This is a genomic window from Marinobacter sp., from assembly GCF_041984545.1.
GTDB lineage: Bacteria > Pseudomonadota > Gammaproteobacteria > Pseudomonadales > Oleiphilaceae > Marinobacter.
In genome coordinates, this window is sequence record NZ_JBHIXV010000027.1 from 1 (window position 1) to 22,950 (window position 22,950).

18 protein-coding genes and 1 pseudogene are annotated in these 22,950 nt (G+C 60.8%); 14 read left to right on the forward strand and 5 right to left on the reverse strand.

Annotated elements, in window-relative coordinates; genetic code table 11:
• The first annotated feature begins 165 nt into the window (after nucleotides 1-165).
• From ACFC20_RS12845 to ACFC20_RS12870, 6 genes and pseudogenes are all read left to right on the forward strand, one after another.
• The gene (locus ACFC20_RS12845; RefSeq protein WP_375193353.1) at nucleotides 166-522 is read left to right on the forward strand and encodes a hypothetical protein; all 357 of its coding nucleotides are present in this window, start codon (nucleotides 166-168) and stop codon (nucleotides 520-522) included.
• Between the two features lie 11 nt (nucleotides 523-533).
• A pseudogene (locus ACFC20_RS12850) lies at nucleotides 534-1,889 on the forward strand (APC family permease).
• A 27-nt stretch (nucleotides 1,890-1,916) separates the two neighbouring features.
• Nucleotides 1,917-2,144 carry a hypothetical protein gene (locus ACFC20_RS12855; protein ID WP_375193354.1) on the forward strand — a complete coding sequence of 76 codons (228 nt, stop codon included), beginning with the start codon at nucleotides 1,917-1,919 and terminating at the stop codon, nucleotides 2,142-2,144.
• Nucleotides 2,137-4,518: a heavy metal translocating P-type ATPase gene (locus ACFC20_RS12860; RefSeq protein WP_375193355.1), complete on the forward strand. Its 2,382-nt coding sequence runs from the start codon at nucleotides 2,137-2,139 to the stop codon at nucleotides 4,516-4,518. The genes ACFC20_RS12855 and ACFC20_RS12860 overlap by 8 nt, the downstream gene beginning before the upstream one ends.
• A gap of 53 nt (nucleotides 4,519-4,571) precedes the next feature.
• On the forward strand, nucleotides 4,572-4,922 hold the full coding sequence (locus ACFC20_RS12865; RefSeq protein WP_375193396.1) for a DUF3147 family protein: 351 nt from the start codon (nucleotides 4,572-4,574) through the stop codon (nucleotides 4,920-4,922).
• A 138-nt stretch (nucleotides 4,923-5,060) separates the two neighbouring features.
• The gene (locus ACFC20_RS12870) at nucleotides 5,061-5,627 is read left to right on the forward strand and encodes a hypothetical protein (protein ID WP_375193356.1); all 567 of its coding nucleotides are present in this window, start codon (nucleotides 5,061-5,063) and stop codon (nucleotides 5,625-5,627) included.
• A gap of 34 nt (nucleotides 5,628-5,661) precedes the next feature.
• On the opposite strand, the gene ACFC20_RS12875 is transcribed toward ACFC20_RS12870, so the two are convergent.
• The gene (locus ACFC20_RS12875) at nucleotides 5,662-7,194 is read right to left on the reverse strand and encodes an FAD-binding domain-containing protein (RefSeq protein WP_375193357.1); all 1,533 of its coding nucleotides are present in this window, start codon (nucleotides 7,192-7,194) and stop codon (nucleotides 5,662-5,664) included.
• On the reverse strand, nucleotides 7,191-7,334 hold the full coding sequence (locus tag ACFC20_RS12880) for a DUF2256 domain-containing protein (RefSeq protein WP_375193358.1): 144 nt from the start codon (nucleotides 7,332-7,334) through the stop codon (nucleotides 7,191-7,193). Before ACFC20_RS12880 ends, ACFC20_RS12875 begins: the two co-directional genes overlap by 4 nt.
• 75 nt (nucleotides 7,335-7,409) lie before the next feature.
• On the opposite strand from ACFC20_RS12880, the gene ACFC20_RS12885 reads away from it, so the two are divergent.
• Nucleotides 7,410-9,098 (forward strand): HAD family hydrolase, encoded by a 1,689-nt coding sequence (locus tag ACFC20_RS12885; protein ID WP_375193359.1) that lies wholly within the window; start codon nucleotides 7,410-7,412, stop codon nucleotides 9,096-9,098.
• A gap of 22 nt (nucleotides 9,099-9,120) precedes the next feature.
• On the opposite strand, the gene ACFC20_RS12890 is transcribed toward ACFC20_RS12885, so the two are convergent.
• On the reverse strand, nucleotides 9,121-10,365 hold the full coding sequence (locus tag ACFC20_RS12890) for a substrate-binding periplasmic protein (RefSeq protein WP_375193360.1): 1,245 nt from the start codon (nucleotides 10,363-10,365) through the stop codon (nucleotides 9,121-9,123).
• Between the two features lie 120 nt (nucleotides 10,366-10,485).
• Between ACFC20_RS12890 and ACFC20_RS12895 the strand changes: the two genes are divergently transcribed.
• From ACFC20_RS12895 to ACFC20_RS12920, 6 genes are all read left to right on the forward strand, one after another.
• A complete protein-coding gene (locus tag ACFC20_RS12895; protein ID WP_375193361.1) occupies nucleotides 10,486-11,202 on the forward strand; it encodes a response regulator in 717 nt (238 codons plus the stop codon).
• Nucleotides 11,189-12,655 (forward strand): ATP-binding protein, encoded by a 1,467-nt coding sequence (locus ACFC20_RS12900; RefSeq protein ID WP_375193362.1) that lies wholly within the window; start codon nucleotides 11,189-11,191, stop codon nucleotides 12,653-12,655. Before ACFC20_RS12895 ends, ACFC20_RS12900 begins: the two co-directional genes overlap by 14 nt.
• Before the next feature lie 360 nt (nucleotides 12,656-13,015).
• Nucleotides 13,016-14,275 (forward strand): ABC transporter substrate-binding protein, encoded by a 1,260-nt coding sequence (locus ACFC20_RS12905; RefSeq protein WP_375193363.1) that lies wholly within the window; start codon nucleotides 13,016-13,018, stop codon nucleotides 14,273-14,275.
• Nucleotides 14,276-14,328: 53 nt separating this feature from the next.
• Entirely contained in the window at nucleotides 14,329-15,255 is a 927-nt protein-coding gene (locus ACFC20_RS12910; protein ID WP_375193364.1) for a carbohydrate ABC transporter permease, read from the forward strand.
• On the forward strand, nucleotides 15,248-16,117 hold the full coding sequence (locus ACFC20_RS12915; protein ID WP_375193365.1) for a carbohydrate ABC transporter permease: 870 nt from the start codon (nucleotides 15,248-15,250) through the stop codon (nucleotides 16,115-16,117). The genes ACFC20_RS12910 and ACFC20_RS12915 overlap by 8 nt, the downstream gene beginning before the upstream one ends.
• 18 nt (nucleotides 16,118-16,135) lie before the next feature.
• Nucleotides 16,136-17,254, forward strand: coding sequence for an ABC transporter ATP-binding protein (locus ACFC20_RS12920; RefSeq protein ID WP_375193366.1), 1,119 nt, complete (start codon nucleotides 16,136-16,138; stop codon nucleotides 17,252-17,254).
• A 23-nt stretch (nucleotides 17,255-17,277) separates the two neighbouring features.
• On the opposite strand, the gene ACFC20_RS12925 is transcribed toward ACFC20_RS12920, so the two are convergent.
• A complete protein-coding gene (locus tag ACFC20_RS12925; RefSeq protein ID WP_375193367.1) occupies nucleotides 17,278-18,810 on the reverse strand; it encodes a cryptochrome/photolyase family protein in 1,533 nt (510 codons plus the stop codon).
• Between the two features lie 349 nt (nucleotides 18,811-19,159).
• On the opposite strand from ACFC20_RS12925, the gene hemN reads away from it, so the two are divergent.
• Nucleotides 19,160-20,578, forward strand: coding sequence for an oxygen-independent coproporphyrinogen III oxidase (gene hemN, locus ACFC20_RS12930; protein WP_375193368.1), 1,419 nt, complete (start codon nucleotides 19,160-19,162; stop codon nucleotides 20,576-20,578).
• Between the two features lie 75 nt (nucleotides 20,579-20,653).
• On the opposite strand, the gene ACFC20_RS12935 is transcribed toward hemN, so the two are convergent.
• Nucleotides 20,654-22,681: a methyl-accepting chemotaxis protein gene (locus tag ACFC20_RS12935; RefSeq protein WP_375193369.1), complete on the reverse strand. Its 2,028-nt coding sequence runs from the start codon at nucleotides 22,679-22,681 to the stop codon at nucleotides 20,654-20,656.
• Nucleotides 22,682-22,950 lie beyond the last annotated feature (269 nt).

Consider the following 22,950-nt stretch of genomic DNA (forward strand, 5'->3'; position numbering starts at 1 on the left):
CCGTATGCCCGGTGGTGTGAGAGGACGGGGGAGGTAACTCCCCCTCCTACTCGATAATATTTGGTTCACCTCAAATCTATCTAACTTCATCGTCCGTTTTCAGCCGCAATTCAGGAAGTGATGATGTAATTACTTTCAAGTCACCGAACGGCGAGGTGAAATCGGATGGCCAAAGTACACAAAGCAAGTATTTCAGGTGCCTTTCTTCAGCGCCGGACCCTGCCCGTTGAGGGGTTGCCGGAATCCGCATGGGACGACCTTCTGGAAGATCTGAATCATCATCCGTGCGTGGATTATGCGGAGCGCAAGCCGGCGGGCCGGTTGCAGGTTGCCTATGATGCGAGTCACTGGTCCACCGACGAATTGTTGGTGTTTGTTGCCGAGCGGGGCGGTCGGCTGAAGAACAGCTGGTGGGTCAGGCGTAAGCTGGCCTGGTACCGCTTCACCGATGACAACGTGCGGGCGAATGCGGAGCATAAGCCTCATTGCTGCTCCAAGATGCCACCCATGAAACGGAAGTAACTGGAGACTGGATGTCGAAAACACAGGACAGAACGACGCACTACCAGCAAGGGAGCCTCACGCTGCCGGGGACGGTGATGCTTGGCACAGGCGTGATGATCGGCGCGGGCATTTTTGCCCTGACCGGACAGATGGCGCAGATGACAGGAGCGCTGTTTCCACTTGCGTTCCTGGCGGCTGCGCTCATTGTAGGATTCAGTGCCTATTCCTACATCAAGATATCCAATACCTGGCCGTCTGCCGGGGGCATCGGCATGTAGTACCTGCACAAGGCTTACGGCAATCGACTGCCGACAGCCTTTAACGCATTGCTGATGTACTTTTCCATGGTGATTGCGCAGAGTTTTCTCGCCCGCACCTTCGGTTCCTACACCATGCAGCTGTTCGGAGGTGACGACAGTGGTCGAATGGTTCCGGTTCTCGGCGTATCGCTGATCCTCGCGGCGTTCCTGGTGAATCTGCTGGGGAACCGGTTGATCCAGGGGGTTGCCTCCTTTATCGGAGTTCTCAAGATCGGCGGTATCCTGGTCTTCGGCCTGGTGGGCGTCTGGATCGCCGACAGTCTGGCGGTGGACTTCTCCAGCGCCGGAGATGCTGGCAGCTTCGGCAACTTTCTGGGCGCCACGGCGCTGGGCATACTCGCCTTCAAGGGCTTTACCACCATCACCAACAGCGGTTCTGAAGTAAAGGATCCAAAGCGCAACGTTGGCCGCGCCATCATCATCTCCATCGTCTCCTGCGTGGTGATCTACACGCTGGTAGGCTTTGCGGTGGCCAGTAACCTGTCCCTCGCCGAAATCATCGAAACGAGGGATTACTCGCTGGCGGCTGCCGCAAGGCCCGCACTGGGCGACTATGGCGTGTGGTTCACGGTAGCGATCGCCATGATGGCGACGGCGGGCGGGATACTCGCCAGCATTTTTGCAGTATCCCGCATGCTGGCGATGCTCACTGAAATGAAACTGGTCCCGCATCGCCACTTTGGAATGCCGGGTACGATCCAGAAGCACACGCTGGTCTACACTGTGGTTCTGGGGCTGGTGTTGACAGCCTTCTTCGATCTTTCCCGTATCGCCGCCCTGGGAATTGTTTTTTACCTGATTATGGACATCGCGATTCACTGGGGCGTGGTTCGTTACCTGCGTGAGAAGGTAAACGCAAACCTGTGGGTGCCGGTTACCGCTATTCTTCTGGACCTGCTGGTTCTGGGTGGCTTTGTCTGGGTCAAGCTCCACACCGATCCGTTTGTCATTGGGGTCGCCGTGGCAGCCATGATTGTCATTGCCCTCGCGGAGATGGCCTTTCTTCGGGGAACCGCAGGGGCAACACACTCGGCGGACGAGAAAACCAGCGCGCACCACCATTGACCGGAATTCTTCAGGGAGGTTTTTAACATGATGGACACCGATATGTTCGGAAATACCATGTGGGCGGGACACTGGCTGTGGATGCTGGTGATTGCCATTGTGGTGGTGATCCCGGCCTGGCGCATCTGCCAGCGCACCGGTTACCCGGGCTGGTTGGGGCTGCTGATCCTGGTTCCCCTGATCAATCTTGGTCTACTGTATTTCATAGCCTTTTCCGATTGGCCCGCAGACAGGAAGGAGCGCCAGGATGGCTGAGCATCGGCACGCTCATCACCACAACGATCACGACCACAGTCACCATAACCACGATCACGGCCAGACAGGCGCTGATGAACACGCCGTGAAGGATCCGGTGTGTGGTATGTCGGTGGACCCGCACAGCGCAGAACATCGCAGCCAGTATGCCGGTCGTACCTGGTATTTCTGCTCGGCGGGCTGTCAGTCGAAATTCGAGCAGGATCCGGACCGCTACCTTGTGGAAAACAAACGCGAGGAAGAGCCGGTTGCGCCGGGCACCATGTATACCTGTCCCATGCACCCGGAAATCCGGCAACAGGGCCCGGGTGACTGCCCGATTTGCGGGATGGCCCTGGAGCCTGAGCAGGTCAGCCTGGACGACGGCCCTTCGGAAGAACTCCGCGACATGACGCGCCGGTTCTGGATCGGGCTGGTTCTGACGCTGCCTGTTCTCGTTCTTGAGATGGGTGGGCACCTCACCGGGTTGGATCACATCGTACCGCCGCAAATGTCCAACTGGATCCAGTTGTTGCTGGCAACGCCCGTCGTCCTGTGGTGTGGCTGGCCCTTTTTTGTGCGTGGCTGGAAATCGGTGGTCAGCCGTAACCTGAACATGTTCACGCTCATTGCCATTGGTACCGGGGTTGCCTTGATATACAGCCTGGTGGCAACCCTGACGCCCCAGATATTCCCGGGCGCTTTTCGCCAGGAAGACGGTTCGGTGGCGGTCTATTTCGAGGCAGCGGCGGTTATCGTGGTGCTGGTGCTGCTCGGCCAGGTTCTGGAATTGCGGGCGCGGGAGAAAACCTCCGGCGCCATCAAGGCCCTGCTGGATCTGGCCCCGGCCACGGCCAGGAAACTCGCCGAGGACGGCAGTGAGTCCGATGTCTCGCTGGACCAGGTCAAGGTGGGCGATCGTCTGCGGGTTCGGCCGGGCGACAAGGTACCCCTCGACGGTGAGGTGCTTGAAGGCAGTTCAAATATTGATGAATCCATGGTCACCGGCGAACCGCTGGCGGTCAGCAAGAAAGCTGGAGACCTGGTGATTGGCGGCAGCATCAATCAGCAGGGCAGTTTCATCATGCGGGCCGACAAGGTGGGCCGCGATACCATGTTGTCCCAGATTGTACAGATGGTGGCCAGCGCGCAACGCAGTCGAGCTCCAATTCAGGGGCTCGCAGACAAGGTTGCCGGTTACTTTGTGCCAGCAGTCATCGTGATTGCGATCATCGCCTTTATCGCATGGTCTGTTTTTGGGCCCACGCCGCCTATGGCCTTCGGCCTGATTGCCGCCGTGAGCGTTCTGATCATTGCCTGCCCCTGCGCACTGGGCCTGGCAACCCCCATGTCCATCATGGTTGGCGTTGGGCGCGGTGCCCAGAGTGGTGTGCTGATTCGTGATGCTGAAGCCCTGGAGCGCATGGAGAAGGTGGACACCGTGGTGGTGGATAAAACCGGTACCCTGACCGAAGGCAAACCACAAGTCACTCAGTTGGTGACCGCAGAGGGCTTCAGCGACAGCGATCTGATGCGTTATGCCGGCGGTCTGGAAAAGGGCAGTGAACATCCACTGGCGCACGCCATCCTTGAAAAGGCGAAGGGAATGGACCTTACCCTGCCAGATGTGGAGGACTTTGATTCACCCAATGGCAAGGGCGTGACCGGCCACATTGACGGCAAACGAGTGCTGCTTGGCAACCGGCTGCTGATGGAGGCTGAGGGCGTTGACACCCGAGCGTTTGATGAGCGGGCCGAACAGCTCCGCAGTGATGGCGCAACGGTCATTTTCGCGGCCGTGGAGGGGAAGGTGGCCGGCCTGCTGGCCATTGCCGACCCCGTAAAGGAAACCACCGAGGCCGCCATTTCTGCCTTGCAGAAAGACGGCATCCGGGTGGTGATGCTCACCGGCGATAACCGCACCTCGGCCCAAGCGGTTGCCCGCAAGCTGCACATCGACGAGGTAGAAGCCGAGGTGCTGCCGGAGGACAAGGGTAAGATTGTTCAGCGCCTCAAGGATGAAGGCCGAATCGTGGTGATGGCCGGCGATGGCGTGAACGATGCGCCTGCTCTGGCAACCGCAGACGTGGGCGTAGCCATGGGCACAGGCACCGATGTGGCCATCGAGAGTGCCGGAATCACGCTGCTGCGAGGCGACCTGATGGGTATTGTCGAGGCGCGTCGGTTGTCGTTGGCAACCATGCGCAACATCCGCCAGAACCTGTTTTTCGCCTTTGTCTACAACTCGGCGGGCGTTCCGATTGCGGCGGGGGTGCTGTACCCGGTATTCGGCATCCTGCTGTCGCCAATTTTTGCGGCGGCAGCGATGTCGCTGTCCTCTGTGAGTGTTATCGTTAATGCCCTTCGGTTGCGGGTGACACGCCTGGATAACTAGAGTCCGTCGGCGTGGAACAGACCTGGACGGATTCATTCAACAGAGGACAATGCATGACCTGGCTGATTACCAAGTACGCCATCACCGCCGCACTGGTGGTGCTCGTATCCGAAGTTGCGAAGCGCAGCGACAAACTGGGCGCTTTGATCGCCGCGCTGCCGATGGTGACTGTGTTGGCCATGGTCTGGCTATACGTGGAACAACAGCCAGACGAAAAAATCAGCAACCATGCCTGGTACACCTTCTGGTACGTATTGCCGACTTTGCCGATGTTTCTGGTGTTTCCCTTCCTGATGTCGAGGTTCGGCTTTTGGCCTTCCCTTGGCATCAGCGCTTTGTTGACCATGGCGTGTTTTGGCCTCCTGGCGCTGGCGGTAAAGCGGTTTGGAATTGTTCTTCTCTGAGCGCCGCCGGGCCGGAACTGACCCAGATCAAACTTGCTGCCTTCAGGCGCGCTTCGCCACCGTTTTTTCAGCCCGGATTCAGATTCATAGGCTTTACTGAAAAGGACGCATGAAGCCGCTACCCATAAGGAGGGAGCCATGAACCGAATCAGTCGATTTGCCATTTACTCTGTTATTACTGCCTTGCCCGCTCTCGCCTTTTCCCACGGCAACGGCGACCAGATGCCCCACGATGGCATGATGAACCAGCAACAAATGCAGCAGATGCACGACAACATGTCGCGAATGCAGGAGATGATGCAGCAGATGCGCAACGCCGACTCCAACGCTGAGCGCGAGCGTCTGAGGGAGCAGCACATGGAAGCCATGCACGAGCAGATGGAGATGATGCGTGGCGGCATGATGGGCCCCGGAATGATGGGGCAGGGCATGATGGGGCAGGGCATGATGGGCGACGGCGGCATGGGCCAGGGCGGCATGAACGGCAGCCAGGGCGCCATGGGGAATCAGCAGGGCATGATGAATAACCAGGCTCAGGGCAAGAACCAGGGCAAGAAGCAGCCAGGCAATGCCCAGGGTAACCGGTCGAGTGGGTCTGGCATGGACAGCGAACACCGTATGGACCGGATGGAAAACCGGATGAACCAGATGCAGCTGATGATGGAACAGATGCTTGAACACCAGCGCCAGATGTACCGCAACTGAGTCGGCTGTGCGGGCCTTCCCCTGGGCAGGGAGGTTAGTCAAAGAGTGACAGCTGGTCGCTCTGCCCGTCTTCTTTTCGGGGGCTGGAAGGAACGCCGGGGCGCTTCTGTACCGGCCCCTTCCGGCTGCCATGGCGCTTGAGCACACGGTCGGTTTCGGCCCGGCTGACCGACCGTTTTCGAAACTCCCCTACCGCTTTGCGCGCCACCCGGGCCGCCTGCTCGTGATCGCACACCGGGGCAATGTACGTATTGCCGCCGTAACGGGCTTTCTGGGGTGGCGTCATCAGCCGGGGTGTGTGGATCATCTCTCTGGGCACGCCGGCCAGTTCCGGAATCCAGCGGCGGATGAACTCACCGTCCGGGTCCAGCTTCTGGCTTTGCAGCACGGGGTTATAGATGCGCAGGGCATTGATGCCGGTCAGGCCGGACTGCATCTGGGTCTGGGAGTAGTGAATGCCGGGCTCGAAATCGGTGAACAGCCGGGCCAGGTGCAGGGCGGGATCACGCCAGTGCAGCCACAGCTGGTAGCTGGCTACCGCCATCAGCATGGCCCGCATCCGGAAGTTGATCCAGCCGGTGTGATTGAGCGCGCGCATGCTGGCATCCACCAGTGGCCAGCCGGTCTGGCCGTCCTGCCAGCGCTGCAAGCGTTCGGAATTGTTGGGCCCGTTTTTCAGCGCTTCCATTTCCCGATGCATGGCGCGGAATTCAAGTTCCGGCTCGTCTTCCAGTTTCTGGATGAAGTGGCAGTGCCAGTGCAGCCTGGAGCGGAAGCTGGTGAGGCTCTTTTTCTTGCGGGGCAGGGTGTTGCGGTGCTGGCCTGCCGCTTTCGCCTGCTGATAGATCTCCCGCAGGCTGACGGTGCCATAGGCGATGTGGGGGCTCAGGCGCGAGCAGGCCCGGAACGCGGTATTGGGGCTGGAGATGTTGTACTGGTAGCCCACACAACGGCGGTCCAGAAACGACGAGAGCAGTTTCTCGCCGCGGGCGCTGCCGCCAGCTTGCCGATCCGGACAATCATCGGCCAGGCCCAGCATCTGGGGCGCCAGTTGCCAGTCCATGGTCGGGCCGCCCTCAGCGGCCGGGATTTTTTCCGGAGCGGCCAGCGTGTTGGCCCGCATCAGGTCCGTCCAGGCATTGTCCCACAGGTCCCGGTCGGCCAGCCGCCGAACCACGCCAAACTGGCGCCACTCCTGAAATTCGACGCCATTCTCGGTGCACCAACGGATGACCGCCTTGTCCCGCTCAAAGGTCCACTGACCGCCGGTTTCCTCATGACAGAAGACGCGCCGGATGCCGTGGCTCTCCCGAAGCTGCTTAAAGGCCTCGAGCACCGATCCGCGCACCACCCACAACCGGCTCCCTGCGGCGCGCAGCTGACGGTCCAGGTCGGTCAGTGATTCCCGGATAAACAGCCACTGGCGACCGCTGGTGTCCGGCAACTGCCAATAGTCGTCTTCGATTACATAAAGCGGTATGACTGGCTCGCCCAGGGCAGCCGCCGCGACGAGCGGAGCGTGATCACGGGTGCGCAGGTCCCGCTTGAACCAGACCACCGTAGTCATTCGGCTTTGCTCCTGGCCCGCCGGCAGCGTTCGCTGCAGTAGCGCACGTTGTCCCAGTCCTTCGCCCACTTTTTGCGCCAGGCGAACGGGCGATTGCAAACGGGGCAGGTCTTCTCGGGAAGATGGGGTTTTTTGTGCATCCGGATAAAATGGTTTTTACTGACAGTTTAGGAAGTTATTGACTTGTACGTTCCTGAAACCCCGAAGGATTGTCCATGGCCCGATTCAGCGATCACCTGCCGGCACCCGGTGTTCTGATCTTCGATTGGCACGGTACGCTGGTCGACACCCACGACGCCATGTTCAGCGCCATGGAGGACATGTTACCGCAACTGGAAGAGCTGGGCCTGGTGGACCGGCTGTTACCGGAGGACCGATGCCGCACGGCAGACGATGCCCGGCTGGTGCGCTATATCCGCATCTTCCGGCGCCTGCATCCGCGCATACTGGCGGAGCGGCGGGTGTCCCGAACGGATATCTTCAACGCCATTTTCGGCGACGACAAAGACGCCAAGCTGATTGCCCACAAGGCCTACAATGCCGCCTACCGCCGCTATTTCGGACAAGTGAAACCGTTCCAGCCCGGGGCCTATGAATACCTTTCCGCGCTCAGGGCCATGGGCATCCGTCTTGCGGTCTCCACCAACCGGAACCGGGAGTTTCTGGACAAGGAGCTTCGTACGGTCGACGAAGGCCGCTGGCAGAATCTGTTCGACGCCACCGTCTGCGCCGATGACGTGACCGAATACAAACCGGACCCGGAGGTGATCCTCAAGGCGCTGGAGAAACTCGGGCTGCCCGCCGATGAGCGAGCCTGGTACGTGGGCGACAGCTACATCGACATGCTCACCGCCAACAAGGCCGGGGTGTCCGGCGTGTTCTACAACGGTGCCTGCTGGGAGTCCGGCCGTATTGACAGTTGGTTCTCCCACCGGGATGCTCCGGCGGCGATTCTCGACAGCTTTGAGGACCTGATGGACCTGCTGGCCTTGCTGGAACGCGGGCAGCCCGAGGCCTTCGAGCGAGCGCCGGCGGAAGTCCGGCCACGGCCCTTCCCGCCGCCCGAGCGGCCCAAGCCCCGGATCGAGCCCGACTGGCACCCGGCAGTGGTAAAGCTGATTCGCCCGGCGGTGATCCTGTTCGACTGGCACGCCACCCTGGTGGACACCCTGGATGCCATGTACCACGCGGTGGACGACATGCTGCCGGATTTTCACAAGCTCAGGCTCATGGACCGGATGGTGGCGCCGGAAGACAGCAAAACCCCGGAAGACGTCAAGCTGGTGGCCTACGTCCGGGAGTTTGCGAAGCTCCATCCGAAGGTGAAGGCCGACCGGAAGATCTCCCGCACGGACATTTTCGAGGTGTTGTTCGGGGAGGATCAGGAGGCCAAGCAGATCGCCCATAAGGCTTTCAATCACCACTATCGAAAACACTACGGCACTGTGAAGGCGTTCGAGCCCAAGGTGCGAGAGGTGCTGGAAGGTCTTCGCCGACTCGGCATCCAGGTGGGAGTAATCACCAACCGCGATCGCGAGTTCTTCGAGCACGAACTGGCCGCGGTGGAGGACACTGGCTGGACCGAGCTGTTCGATGTGGACGTCTGTGGCGACGACACGCCGCTTCGCAAGCCCCACCCGGACCAGCTGCTGCTGGCGGTGCAGAAACTGGACTATCCGCCGGACCCTTCTGTCTGGTACGTGGGCGACAGCACCACCGACGTGATTGCCGCCAAGCGAGCGGGCATGACGGCGGTGTTCTTCAACGGCGCCCAGTGGGACCTGCCGTGGCTCAACAAGATTTTTCCGGGCACCCACAAGCACCCGGACAAGCCGGATGTCGTGGTGAACGATTTCTCGGAGTTCTGGGCGCTGGTGCTGGCCTGTGAGGTGGGGCCGCCTTAGGATCGGGCCACTATAAGGAACCTCACTGGCGCTCGTATTCGCTCAGGGCGTCCTCGATACCGAGGCCAATGACAATGACGCCCTCGGCTTTCTCGCCATTGGCGGAGGGTACCGCTGTGCTGACGGTAACCTGAAACCGTGCCGCCGAGGTGTCGTAACGAATGGGTGAGATGAACAGAGACTGTTCCGCGGGGGCGCTTGATCCGGCGCCTCCCATGACTTCCTGGAATTTGGGCTCGTCGCCTTGCCAATAATCTGAGGTGAGCTGGCTGATGGCGGCCAGCGTGCCCATGTCGTTCACCACCATGACTTCGGTGATCAGCCCCGGGTGAGACTGCTGCCAGGCGTGCAGGGCCCGGGAGCCTGGCAGGGCCAGGATCTCCTCAGCCAGATCCGGTGTCTGGAAAGGAGACAGTGCCTGCCACTGGCTGTCGATGGTCATCACGTCGGTAAAGCTTTCCTGCCGGGGCCCCGCCTCAATGATCTGATGAATATCCAGGATACTGTTCAACTCCCTGAACAGGCGTTCCGAGAGTTTGGTAATACGCCGCTCTTCCTCATCGGACAGCGCGAGTTGGCCCGCCATGCATTTGGTCAGCGCGCGATTGAACGTACCGAGGAACTCCGGATGATCCGAGGTGAAGGTCTCGCTCAGGTACAGATACAGGGGCGCATAGCGAACGAAGTGGGTGTTCAGTTGTGGGTCAATGAAATCATTGGTCTGGCGCAGGCGGTCCATGACCCGCTCATCCATCAGTGCGGTATCGATCCGGTCGCGCTTGAGGAGGGCGATTAGCTGGGCCGGCGAGGACACGCTCAGGAAGATCCGGTAATCATTGGCTTCGAGCCAGGCTTCCTCGTTGCTGCCGGAGACCACTCCGATGCGAAGATCCCGGCTGAACGGCCGGTTGTCCCGGCTGAAGAAATACCACTTCTCCAGCGCCACCGGGTCGCTGCGTTTTGCTATGGTGTCGAGCTCTGAGGACGGATCGATGGCAAAATAGCCATCAATCATTTTGCGCTCAAGTGAGTGGATGGCCCGATTCTGGGGGGCAATCCGGATGCGCGTCGCCCAGCCGCCTCGGTTGGCGGCACAGGCCACGGTATTGGCGGTTTCGCCAACCACCAGGCTGGAGCCATCAGCGCCCGGTCCCGCCATCTGATAGGGCGGGCTTTCAAAGGTCAGCAGTTTCAGTGTCGGTGTCTGGGCCTGGCATACGGAATAGACCAGCGCCGTGGTGAGGCCCAATGCCAGTCTAAGTGTCATAGAGGGGACCGCGTCCATGTTGTCGACAATCCTGATTGGAGGCTAGCACCAATTCGGGGCTTTTGCCTCACAACTTTTGGACATATTCTTGGGGCCATCAAAAACAAAAAGGGCCATGCTGTGAATGACAGGAAAGCATCGATCCTGGTGGTGGACGACGATGCCGCCATCCTTGAGCTGCTTGGGGAACACCTTTCCCGGGTTGGCTATGACGTCAGGACCGCCGGCGATGGTGAACAGATGTGGCGGCAACTGGACGCGGCGCATGTCGATCTGATTGTGCTGGATGTCATGCTGCCCGGTGACGATGGTTTCACCCTGTGTAGGCAGATCCGTGAGCACAGTCGCGTACCGATCATCATGTTGACGGCCAGCTCGGACGAAACCGACCGGGTGGTTGGTCTGGAGCTGGGGGCCGACGACTATCTGGCCAAGCCCTTCAGTGCCCGGGAATTGCAGGCCCGGGTCAAGGCGCTGCTGCGCAGGGCCAGTTTCTCCCGATCGGACAACCCGCGCTACGTGTTATTCGATCGCTGGCGCCTGGACACCCTGGCCCACGAACTGATCGACGAGAACCAGCAGAGCACGGCGCTCTCGGCTGCCGATTTCGCACTGCTCCAGCTGTTTCTCAGCCACCCCAACGAAGTACTGGATCGTGACACCATCTCCGATGTGACCCGTGGCCGCGAATCCATGCCGCTGGATCGGGTGGTCGACGTGGCTGTCAGCCGGCTCCGGCAGCGGCTCGGCGACCAGGGGCGCAACCCCAGGCTGATCAAGACCGTGCGGGGCGCCGGTTATCTGCTGGCGGCAACGGTGAGCCATGTCTCTGAATAACCGGGGAGAGTCCGCAGGATCCGGTCGGCGCTGGTTTCCCTCGTCTCTGCTGGGGCGGGTGCTGTTGCTGACCCTGCTGGCCATGGCCAGTGCCCAGATCATTTCCAGTGTCGCCTGGATTGCCACCTTCCGGGCCCAGCAGGTGCAGGGTCTGGTCGCTACAACCCGCAACCTGGCCCAATCCGCCGCGGCCACCGCTCAGTTTTTCAATTCGCTGCCCCTGGAGTACCGGCATATTGTCCTGGACCAGCTCCGCGATATGGGCGGCACCCGCTTCTTCGTTTCTCTCAACGACCGGCGTATCAACATGACGCCCCTGCCGGATACCGAACGGAAGCGGCTGGTCACGGAAGAGGTGGAGTCAGTATTGCGCCGGCGACTCGGCAATCGGATCAATCTGCATGTGGATTTCGTGGATCCCGCCAATCTGCGCATTCTCAACAGCGAGATGCCGCTGGATGCCCTGCCGCAGTCCTGGGCCCACTACGCACTCACCCTGGAGCCACTGAACCCTCCCGTTCTGGTCACCCAGGTAGAGGTGACAGAGGACGAATGGCTGTACCTGGCGGCCGCGTTGCCGGCCCCGTACGTGTCCCTGGAGGATGAAGGCATACCCGGCCAGCAGATCCTGTTCCTGGTGGTCATGATCGCCATTCTCTTTCCAGTGCTGGCCTGGCTGATCCGGCAGCAGACACGCCCGCTGCGCAGGCTGGCCCGGGCCGCCCGGGATCTGCCCCTGGAGGATAACCAGCCGCCCCTGGTGGAGAAGGGTAGCGCGGAAATCGTGGCGGTGACCCGAAGCTTCAACACCATGCGTCGGCGCCTGCAGAGCTACATCAGCGATCGCAACCAGCTGTTCCGCGCCATTTCCCACGATCTGAAAACGCCGATTACCCGGCTGCGGTTGCGGGTTGACCTGATCGAGGACGACGCCATGCGCGAACGCCTGGAGGCCGACCTGCGGGAACTGGAATTGCTGGCCAAGAACGCGCTCCAGTCCATCAAGGACAGCGACATCCACGAGAATGCCGAGCCGGTGGATGTAGAGCGGATGCTGCGGGGCATGGCCGAGGCCTATCAGGGCGATGGCCCGGGGCAGGTGACCGTGCAGGGCCATTGCCGGGCTTACCGGGGCAAGCCACTGGCGTTGAAGCGGTGTTTTGGCAACCTGGTGGACAACGCCGTCAAGTACGGGAACAGGGCGCTGGTGCGAATCGAGGACTCGGACGGTGAACTGAGAATCCATGTGGAGGACGAGGGGCCCGGCGTCTCAGAAGACCAACTGGCCCGTATCTTCGAGCCGTACTACCGGCTGGACAAGAACCAGCACCAGGGGTTTGGCCTGGGCCTCGGGATTGCACGCAACATTGCCCAGAGCCACGGCGGTGAGCTGGAAATCAGCAATCGGCCCACCGGCGGCCTGCACGTTACCCTGACTCTGCCACGCCACTGATCGCCCATGTAGCCATGTAACAAGGTTGTTACATGGGCATTTCCCTTTGATACGTAGTGCTGTCGCTTCCTGCCATAGACTCCAGAGTTGTCTACACAACAAAGATAAAAAGTCCGCGAATGTTCGGGGTCGCGTGCGGCATCAAGCTGAAAACGGAATCTGGGAGGACCGCAACGAGTCCCTTAACCGGTATTTGTGAGGTAGCCTCAAACCGGGCCTTTACACGTTTTGAGCGATTTTTGAATGTGTATACCCACGTTTTGGGAAGAGCAATCTTGATCGCGGCCAATAGACTTTCGGCTCTCAACTGAAAGTCTGGTTCGGAACCTGATCAAGACAACAAAACAAGAAGGAATGACAATGAAACTGTTCAAGAAAACCCTCGCTGCCGCCGCGGTAACGGCGGCCCTGCTGCCGGCCCAGGCGCTCCAGGCCGGTGAAGTGGAAGTCCTGCACTGGTGGACGGCCGGTGGTGAAGCCCGCGCCGCCGCCGCATTGAAGGAGATGATGGAAGAGCAGGGTCACACCTGGAAAGACTTCGCGGTGGCCGGTGGTGGCGGTGAAGCGGCCATGACCGTGCTCAAGACCCGGGCGGTTTCCGGCAACCCGCCGGCGGCCGCGCAGATCAAGGGGCTGGACATCCGCGAGTGGGCCAAGCTCGGCTTTCTCACCAGCCTGGACGATGTGGCCGAAGCCAATAACTGGGACCAGCTGATTCCACCGGTGATTGCCGATGTCATGAAGTACGAGGGCAACTACGTGGCGGTGCCGGTGAACGTGCATCGGGTCAACTGGCTGTGGGCCAACCCGGATGTGCTGGAGAAAGCCGGCGTGAAGGTGCCAACCACCCTCGATGAGTTCCACGCTGCCGCCGAAAAACTGGAGGCCGCAGGCGTGATTCCTCTGGCCCACGGTGGCCAGCCCTGGCAGGACGCCACGGTATTCGAAGCGGTGGCCCTCGCGGTTATGGGTCCCGAGGACTTTGCCCGCGCCTTCGTGGAGCATGACATGAAGGTGATCAACAGCGCGAAGATGGAGGAGGTGTTCTCCGAATTTGCCAAAGTGATGAGCTACGTGGACGACAACGCCGCCGGGCGCGACTGGAATACCGCCACTGGCATGGTGATCCGGGGCGAGGCGGCCATGCAGATCATGGGCGACTGGGCCAAAGGCGAGTTCACCGCTGCGGGCCTGACCCCGGGTGAGGACTACATCTGCGCACCGGCGCCAGGCACCACCGGAGAGTTCACGTTTAACGTGGATTCCTTTGCCATGTTCAGCCTGAGTGACGAGGCCAACACCGAGGCCCAGAAAGACCTGGCCCGCACCATCCTGGAGCCCGAGTTCCAGACGGTGTTCAACAAGGCCAAGGGCTCCATTCCGGTACGTACCGATATGGATATGTCTGGCTTCGACACCTGCGCCCAGGCGTCCATGGACACCTTCAAGAGCAGTGCCGACACCGGCGGACTGGTACCCAGTTTTGCCCACGGGCTGGCGACCACCAGCTACGTGCAGGGCCAGATCTTCGATGTGGTGACCAACTTCGTGAACTCCGATAACAAGGATCCGGCCAGGGCCACCGACCAGCTGGCGGCAGCCATCCAGGCGGCACTCTGATCCGGTGGGGCTGCCCGCCCAGGGTGGCCCCCGATCCCTTCGGGAGACTCATCATGGAACACACTCAACGTTACCCAGCGCGGGTGGCCCGGGCGCCGTCGCGCCTGCTTGACGCCCTCCAGCGCTGGCTGCCGAAGCTGGTGGTGGCACCTACCTTTGTACTGATCGGGGTTGGCATCTACGGCTACATGCTCTGGACTGGCGTGCTGTCGTTCACCAGCTCCAGCTTTCTGCCGGTGTACGACTTTGTCGGCTTTGAGCAATACGCCAAGCTGATGGCCAACGACCGCTGGCTGACGGCCTCCGCCAACCTGGGGATCTTTGGCGGCCTGTTCATTCTCAGTTGCCTGGTGATTGGCGTGGTACTGGCCATTTTTCTGGACCAGAAAATCCGCCAGGAAGGCGCCATCCGCACCATCTATCTGTACCCCATGGCACTGTCGATGATTGTCACCGGCACCGTCTGGAAGTGGATTCTCAACCCGAGCCTCGGCCTGGAAAAACTCATGCACGACTGGGGCTGGACCTCGTTCAGCTTCGACTGGCTGGTGAACTCCGACATGGCCATCTACACCATTGTGATGGCCGCGGTCTGGCAGGCCTCCGGTTTTGTCATGGCGCTGTTTCTGGCCGGGCTTCGCGGCGTCGATTCTTCCATCATCCGGGCGGCCCGGGTGGATGGTGCCAGCCTGCCGCTGATCTACTGGAAAATCATCCTGCCTTCCCTGCGGCCGGTGTTTTTCAGTGCGGTGATGGTGCTCGCCCACATTGCCATCAAGAGCTTCGACCTGGTAATGGCGATGACCGCCGGTGGTCCGGGCTACTCCACCGATCTGCCCGCGGTGTTCATGTATGCCCACACCTTCACGCGGGGCCAGATGGGACTGGGCTCGGCCAGCGCCATGTTGATGCTGGGGGCGATTCTGGCGCTTCTGGTGCCTTACCTGTATTCCGAACTGAGGGAGAAGCGCCATGACTGATGTGGTTCGTACCGGCTTTCGTCCCAGTCGCGTAGCCATTTACGGCGTTCTGCTGCTGGCTGCGCTGGTGTACCTGATTCCGCTGTTCATCATGCTGGTGACCAGCTTCAAAACGCCGATGGACATCCGTACTGGCAACCTGATGGCCCTGCCCACGGACTGGACCACCATCGGCTGGACCAAGGCCTGGTCCGAGGCCTGCACCGGCGTTCAGTGCGAGGGCATCCGGGGCTATTTCTGGAACTCCTTCAAGATGACGGTGCCGGCCGTGTTGATCTCCACCTTGCTGGGGGCCTTCAATGGTTACGTGCTGTCGAAGTGGAAGTTCAAGGGCTCTGACCTGTTCTTCGGCATGCTGCTGTTCGGCTGCTTCGTGCCCTTTCAGGTGGTGTTGCTGCCCATGGCCGCCACACTGGGCAAACTCGGGCTCGCCAACACCACCACCGGCCTGGTGCTGGTGCATGTGATCTACGGGGTGGCCTTTACCACGTTGTTCTTCAGAAACTACTACGTGGCCATTCCCGATGCGCTGATCAAGGCGGCGAGGCTGGATGGCGCTGGTTTCTTCACTATCTTCTTCCGCATCCTGCTGCCCATGTCCACGCCCATTTTCATGGTGTCCCTGATCTGGCAGTTCACCCAGATCTGGAACGACTTCCTGTTTGGCGTGGTGTTCGCCAGCGGCGACAGCCAGCCCATCACCGTGGCCCTGAACAACCTGGTGAATACCAGCACCGGGGTGAAGGAATACAACGTTGACATGGCGGCGGCCATGATTGCCGCCCTGCCCACGCTGGTGGTCTACATCGTCGCCGGCAAATATTTTATCCGGGGCCTCACCGCCGGCTCCGTGAAAGGTTGATCAGAGAGGATAACAACAATGTCTCAACTGGAGCTTCGGAGCATCCGCAAAACCTACCCGGGCGTTGCCGAGGAGACCCTCAAGGGCATCGACATCGACATCGCCTCCGGGGAATTCCTGATCCTGGTGGGCCCATCCGGCTGTGGCAAGTCCACCCTGATGAACACCATCGCCGGCCTGGAAACCATTACCGACGGATCTATTGTGCTGGAGGGCAAGGACATCTCCACCATGGAGCCGAAGGACCGTGACATCGCCATGGTGTTCCAGTCCTACGCCCTGTACCCCACCATGAGCGTGCGCGAGAACATCGCCTTCGGTCTCAAGATCCGTGGGCTTCCCAAGCACGAGATTGACCAGGAAGTGGAGCGGGTGGCGGATCTGTTGCAGATCTCCCAGCTGCTCAACAAAAAGCCGGCGAACCTGTCCGGCGGTCAGCAGCAGCGGGTGGCCATGGGCCGGGCCCTGGCTCGCCGGCCGCGCATCTACCTGTTTGATGAGCCGCTGTCGAACCTCGACGCCAAGCTTCGGGTGGAAATGCGCACGGAGATCAAGAAGCTGCACCAGCGCCTTAAAACCACCATCGTGTACGTGACCCACGACCAGATCGAGGCCATGACCCTGGCCGACCGGATTGCCGTACTCAAGGACGGCGAGCTGCAGCAGCTGGGCACGCCGAAAGAGGTCTACAACACCCCGGCCAACCTCTTTGTGGCCGGCTTCATGGGGTCACCGGCCATGAGTTTTGTGCCAGTGACCGTAGCCCGGGGCGAACAGGGGTTGTACGCGGAAGTGCGCGGCAACAACGGCAACACACTGAGGTTGCCGGTACCGGATTACCTGGCCGACCGGGAGGGAAGCCAGGTGATTCTGGGCATTCGCCCGGAACACATCACCCAGCCCCAGGATCAGAAGAACGATCAGAGCCTGGTCACCAAGGGGGAGTTCACCATCGAGGTGACCGAACCCACCGGCCCGGACGTGATCGCGCTGATCCAGCTCAACGACACCAACGTGCACTGCCGGATTGACCCCGAGCATCCGGTTACGTGGGGCGAAACCGCCGAGCTGATGTTCGATATGAAGAAAGTGGTGTTCTTCGATCCTGAGACGGAAAAGCGGATCGCCCCTCACTGACACCATCGACGCCATCCAGGGCGTCAGAGCTGCTCCAGGTTCGCCAGCAGGTGCTCGGCGCGCCGGAGCAGCGCCTCTCGCTTGTCCGGCTTCTGCTTGTCCCAGTTCCGGTACATCATCCCCATGCGGGGATTGTTCGCGAAGTCGTCCCGGTGCCGGTCGATGAAATGCCAGTACAGGGCATTGAACGGACAGGCGTCGTCCTCGGTGGCCTTGTTCACCTTGTAATGGCAGTTGGCGCAGTGGTCGGACATGCGCTGGATGTACTTGCCGCTGGCGGCGTAGGGCTTTGAGCCGAGGTAGCCGCCATCGGCGTGCATCACCATGCCGAGAACGTTGGGCAGCTCCACCCAGTCGTATGCATCGGCGTAAACCGCCAGGTACCAGTCGCAGATCTCCTCGGGCTTGATGCCCGCCAGCAGGGCAAAGTTGCCGGTCACCATCAGCCGCTGGATGTGATGCGCATAGGCGTTGCGGCGGGTGGCATCGATGGCTTTGTGCATGCAGCGCATCTTCGTCTCGCCGGTCCAGTAGAACCAGGGCAGGGCGCGATTGTTGCCGAGCCGGTTTTCCTGCGCATACTGCGGCATGTTCATCCAGTAAATCCCCCGCACGAATTCGCGCCAGCCCAGGATCTGACGGATAAACCCCTCCACCGCATTGATCGGCGCCCGCCCCGAATACCAGGCCTGCGCCGCCGCCTCGCACACCGCGAGCGGATCCAGAAGGCCGCAGTTGATGTAGGGCGACAGAATCGAGTGGAACAGCCAGTCTTCGGAATCGGAAATCGCATCCTGGTAATCGCCAAAGCAGGGCAGGGCAAAGTCGATGAAATGTTCCAGCGCCGCCTCGGCATCCCCGGGCGTTACGGCAAAGTGAAAGTCCTCGGTGGTACCGAAGTGATCGGCAAAATGCTCGTCCACCAGGGCAATCACCTCGCCGGTGATGGCGTCCGGCTCCACCCGGAAGGGCGCCGGTGCCGGCGGCTTGCCGGTCCACTTCTTCCGGTTGTCGGCATCAAAATTCCACTGCCCGCCCTCCGGCCCGCCGGCGCCCGTCATCAGCAGGCCCGTCTTGCGCCGCATCTCCCGGTAGAAGAACTCCATCCGCAGTTGCTTGCGCCCCTCGGCCCAGTCGGTAAATTCCTGTTTGCTGGCAATAAACCGTGAATCCGGCCGAATCTCCACCGGCACCCCAAGCCGCTCATGCCAGCCACTGATCTGCTCATGCAGCCGCCATTCACCGCACTCGGTGGTAATGACCTTCTCCACGTTTGTTCGCTTCAACTGCTCGCCAACCACCGCCTCCAGACTCTGGTGTTCGTTTTCCGGATGATAGGCCTGGTAATGCACCTGCCAGCCTTCGCCCTCCAGTTGCCGGGCAAAGTGACGCATCGCACTGAACAGCAGCACGATCTTTTTCTTGTGGTGGTTGGTGTAGCTGGCCTCATCGTGAACTTCGGCCATTACCACCAGATCCCGATTCTTGTCGGCGTTCTCAAGAGCACTGACGTCTCTCGTTAATTGGTCTCCGAGAATCAGGATCACGTTCGGCATAGTGGGCGCTTCACTCCAATTTTCTGATCGCAGACTAGCGATGATGTGAGGTATGCAGAGGGGGTGCCCTGACAGAATCGTGCGGAGCCATGGATGGCGGAGCCGAGCGTACAGGGACGTATCTACAGCGTATTCTGGCAGGGCACCCCCTCTGCATACCGGGCGCCAGTCACCAGAGCTCCTCATTAAGAGGTACAGGAAGTACGCCAACAGCCCAAGGGTGGTTCATAAACCCGGCTGGTAAACTGAAACCATCACTCAGCTGACCCGCATCAAAACGGCACCGCACCCTTTGCCGCACAATGCGGACCAATCCCCAAGACCGCAGATACACGCCAGAGCACCGACCATGACCACCACCGCCGCACCCCAGCCCCGAACAGCAACACTGCCTGAATTCCAGTGGGACGACGCCCTGATCCGCCGCTACGACCTCAGTGGCCCCAGGTATACCTCCTATCCCACCGCAGTCGAGTTCAACCAGAACTACCCGGTGGAAGAAATGGTCAAGGCCGCCGCCCGCAGCAAGGCCAGCGGCCGGCCCCTGTCGCTTTATACTCACCTGCCGTTCTGCGCGCACCTGTGCTACTACTGCGCCTGCAACAAGGTGATCACCAAAAAGCGCGACAAGGCCATGCCTTACGTGGAGCGGGTGCTGAAAGAAGCGGCGCTTCAGTCAAAGTTGTTCGGCGCCGACCGGCCGGTCACCCAGCTGCACTGGGGCGGTGGCACGCCCACCTTCTTGCCCAGGGATGTCATGCAGCACCTGATGGAAGGCTACGGAGAGCTGTTCAACCTGCAAAGCGGGGCAGAGCGAGACTACAGCGTGGAGATTGATCCGCGCGAGGTGGATCAGGACACCCTGCCAACCCTCTGGGAACTGGGCTTTAACCGCATCAGCCTGGGCGTACAGGACGTCAACCCGCAGGTACAAAAGGCGGTGAACCGCATCCAGCCCCGGGCCATGACCGAGGCGGTGCTCAACGAGGCGCGCCGTATCGGTTTCCGGTCGATCAACCTCGATCTCATCTACGGCCTGCCGTACCAGACCCCGGAAAGCTTCGCGGAAACCCTGGAAGCGGTGATTGAAATGTCACCGGACCGGCTTTCCGTGTTCAGCTACGCCCATCTGCCAGACCGCTTCTACCCGCAAACCCGCATTCAGGCCGACACCCTGCCCAGCCCGCAGCAGAAGCTGACGATCCTGCACAACACCATCAACCGGTTGCTGGAAGCCGGCTACGAGTACATCGGCATGGACCACTTCGCCAAGCCTGACGACAGCCTGGCCGTGGCCCAGCGGGAAGGTCGACTGCACAGGAACTTCCAGGGTTATACCACCCACTCCGAGTGTGACCTGGTGTCCCTGGGCGTGTCCGCGATAGGGCAGACCGACGACGCCTACTTCCAGAACAACCACGACCTTCCCTCCTGGGAAACGGCCATTGATGCCGGCCAACTGGCCATCACCAAGGGTGTGAACCTCACGCGCGATGACCGCATCCGCCGCTGGGTGATCGGCCAACTGATCTGCCAGTTCCGGCTGGATCGCCAGCGGTTCTCGGCGGTGTGGCAGGAAGATCTGGACCGGTACTTCGCCGATGAGCTCGGGCGCCTCAAGCCCATGGTTCAGGATGAATTGATCGCTGATGATGGCCAGGCACTCCAGGTTCAGCCTGCCGGCCGGTTGCTGATCCGGGCCATCTGCCAGATCTTCGACCTGTATCGTAAGGAAGGTGCCAGCCAGAGGTTCTCCCGGATTATCTGAAACTCCCGCAATCGGGTCAGAGAACGAAAAAAAGGGCTGTCCGTTTCCGGACAGCCCTTCTTGCCAGCGGTGGTATCAGCTGTAGGCCGGCACCTTGAACTCGTTGGCCAGATCCTGAAGCACCCGGGCCAGCCGGGCCTGCTCTCCGGTCACCTGGGTGATTTCCTGGGAACCGGTCAGGGTCAGGATTGCCGCTTCGCTCACCGACTCCATGCTGCCGGCCAGTTCCCGGGTTACCGCCACCTGCTCTTCCGAGGCGGTCGCAATCTGGCTGGCCATGTCGGAAATGCTGTTCACATCGGTGAGGATGTCCGCAAAGGTCTGTTCCAATTCGGAGGCTTGCTCGCTGGTGGCGTTCGCCAGCTTGTGGCTCTCCAGGATGGAGCGACTGGCGTTTTCGGTAATGTCCTTGAACCCGTTGATGATGTCTTCGATCTGCGTCGTGGACTGGTGAGTCTGCTGGGCCAGGGTGCGCACTTCGTCGGCCACCACGGCAAAGCCGCGACCATGCTCGCCGGCACGGGCAGCTTCAATCGCCGCGTTCAGGGCCAGCAGGTTGGTCTGGTCGGCCACCTTGCGGATCACATCCACCACATCGCTGATGGTGGCGCTCCGGCTTTCCAGCTCTTCGATCACCTCGTTCACTTTCTGAACGGAACGCGCCAGTGAACGGATACTCTGTACGCTGCCGTGCAGAACCTGTTCACCACTCCGGCTCTTGTCCATGGCGCTGCGAGCAGCGTCAGCCACCTGCTGGGTGTTGCGGGAAATTTCCTCGGAGGTGGCGGACATTTCCTCGGTCGCTGCGGCCACCTGTTCAATCTGTTGCTGCTGGTTCTTCACCTGGCTGGAGTTTTGCCCGGCGGTGGAGCTGGTCTGTTCGGTGGCGGCGGCCAGCTGGACACTGGACTTGTCGATCTGCAGCAAGGCATTGCCGAAACGCCCGAACAGCTCGTTGATGGCCTTGCCGATGGTGCCCACCTCGTCGCGACTGGCAACGAGGATATTGCGGGTCAGGTCTTTGTTGTCCATGGCGAAGCGCACGCCTTCAAGCAGACGACCGACCTGGAGATTGATGGCCCGGATGATAATCAGAACGAGGGTCAGCACGCCCAGGATCGCGGCGCCCGCTATCGCAGAGGCGGTGATCAGATCCTGGCGGGCGTCGGCCACGGCGATGTCGGCCAATTGCTTTATTTCGGTCAGCAGGTCCTGGCGCAGGGTATTGAGAGCGCGGATGCGGTCGGTAGCGGTAGCGAACCAGTCGGAAGCATCCAGGGCGTACATCCCGGAGGGGCTGCTGAACAAAGTGCCCCGCTGCTCATCGAGGGCACGGCTTTCGGCGGAGCCTGGCAGGGCCGCCAGTGCGATCCTGTGGCTGTCGTCCGAGGCCAGCATCGCCAGGGCGTTGTCCAGGTAGGCCTGTTGCTGCCCGGCCAGGCCGGCAATTCGCTGGAGCGTGGGCAGATCAAACTCGCCACTGCGAATCAACGCGGCGCCAGCTGCGCGCTCACGACCTGCCCTTTCCGCGAGTTCCGCCATGGCCCGGTAGGCGTTGATCTGCCGGGTCAGGTCGGCATCGCTGGTGCGGCGAACAATCAGGCCAATGCGGTCAGTCAGCGATGTGATCGTGCCGGTGTAATAAGACGCAGCCTCGGACGCGGTGATTGCCCGACCGTCGATGGAACGTCGGATCTGGGCAAGGCTCGCCAGGCTCCGTTCGACGGACTGGATGCTTTCAGCAACCGTGGCATCGAATTCGGATCGCGCTGTGAGTGCCTGGATGCTCTGGCGATAGACGCTGATCCGACTGTCGGTTTCCTGGCGCTGGCTGGCGAGATCGCGCCCTGCCTGCAGTGCGCCTTCGCTGTCCGGCCTTGCGGCCAGCAGGACAGCAGAGCGGCCCCGTTCTTTCTGCAGCGATTCGGTGAGCGGGTCACCGATTTCGGCCAGCTCCACGGCGGCGCGCAGATGCTGCATGTTCTCACGCTCGCTGTAGTTCAGTGCAATGCTGTCCAGGGCGAAATACAGGATTACCAGCAATGCCGGCACCACCAGGGTCATCAGTTTGCCCCGCATGGAGAGGTTGTTGATCAGTTTCATCGTGTTGCCTTTCTCGGATTGGAAATTGGGGCAATTATCCCGACTCAACCGGCCCCCGGACCATCGTCGTAAGGGGGTAGTTGATGGGGTAGGTGTCTCTCGGTGAGACTGAGTAAGTGTTTGTTATCCGATTGATATTTATAAGGAAAACAGAGGTTTGAGCATTGCCGGGAGGGTATCTCCATCGGGGTAGGTGGTGTCGTCCCGGAGCCGTGCTGACAATCATCAAGGCGATACGATGCTGCCGTGGGTAGGGTGCGCCCAGACCC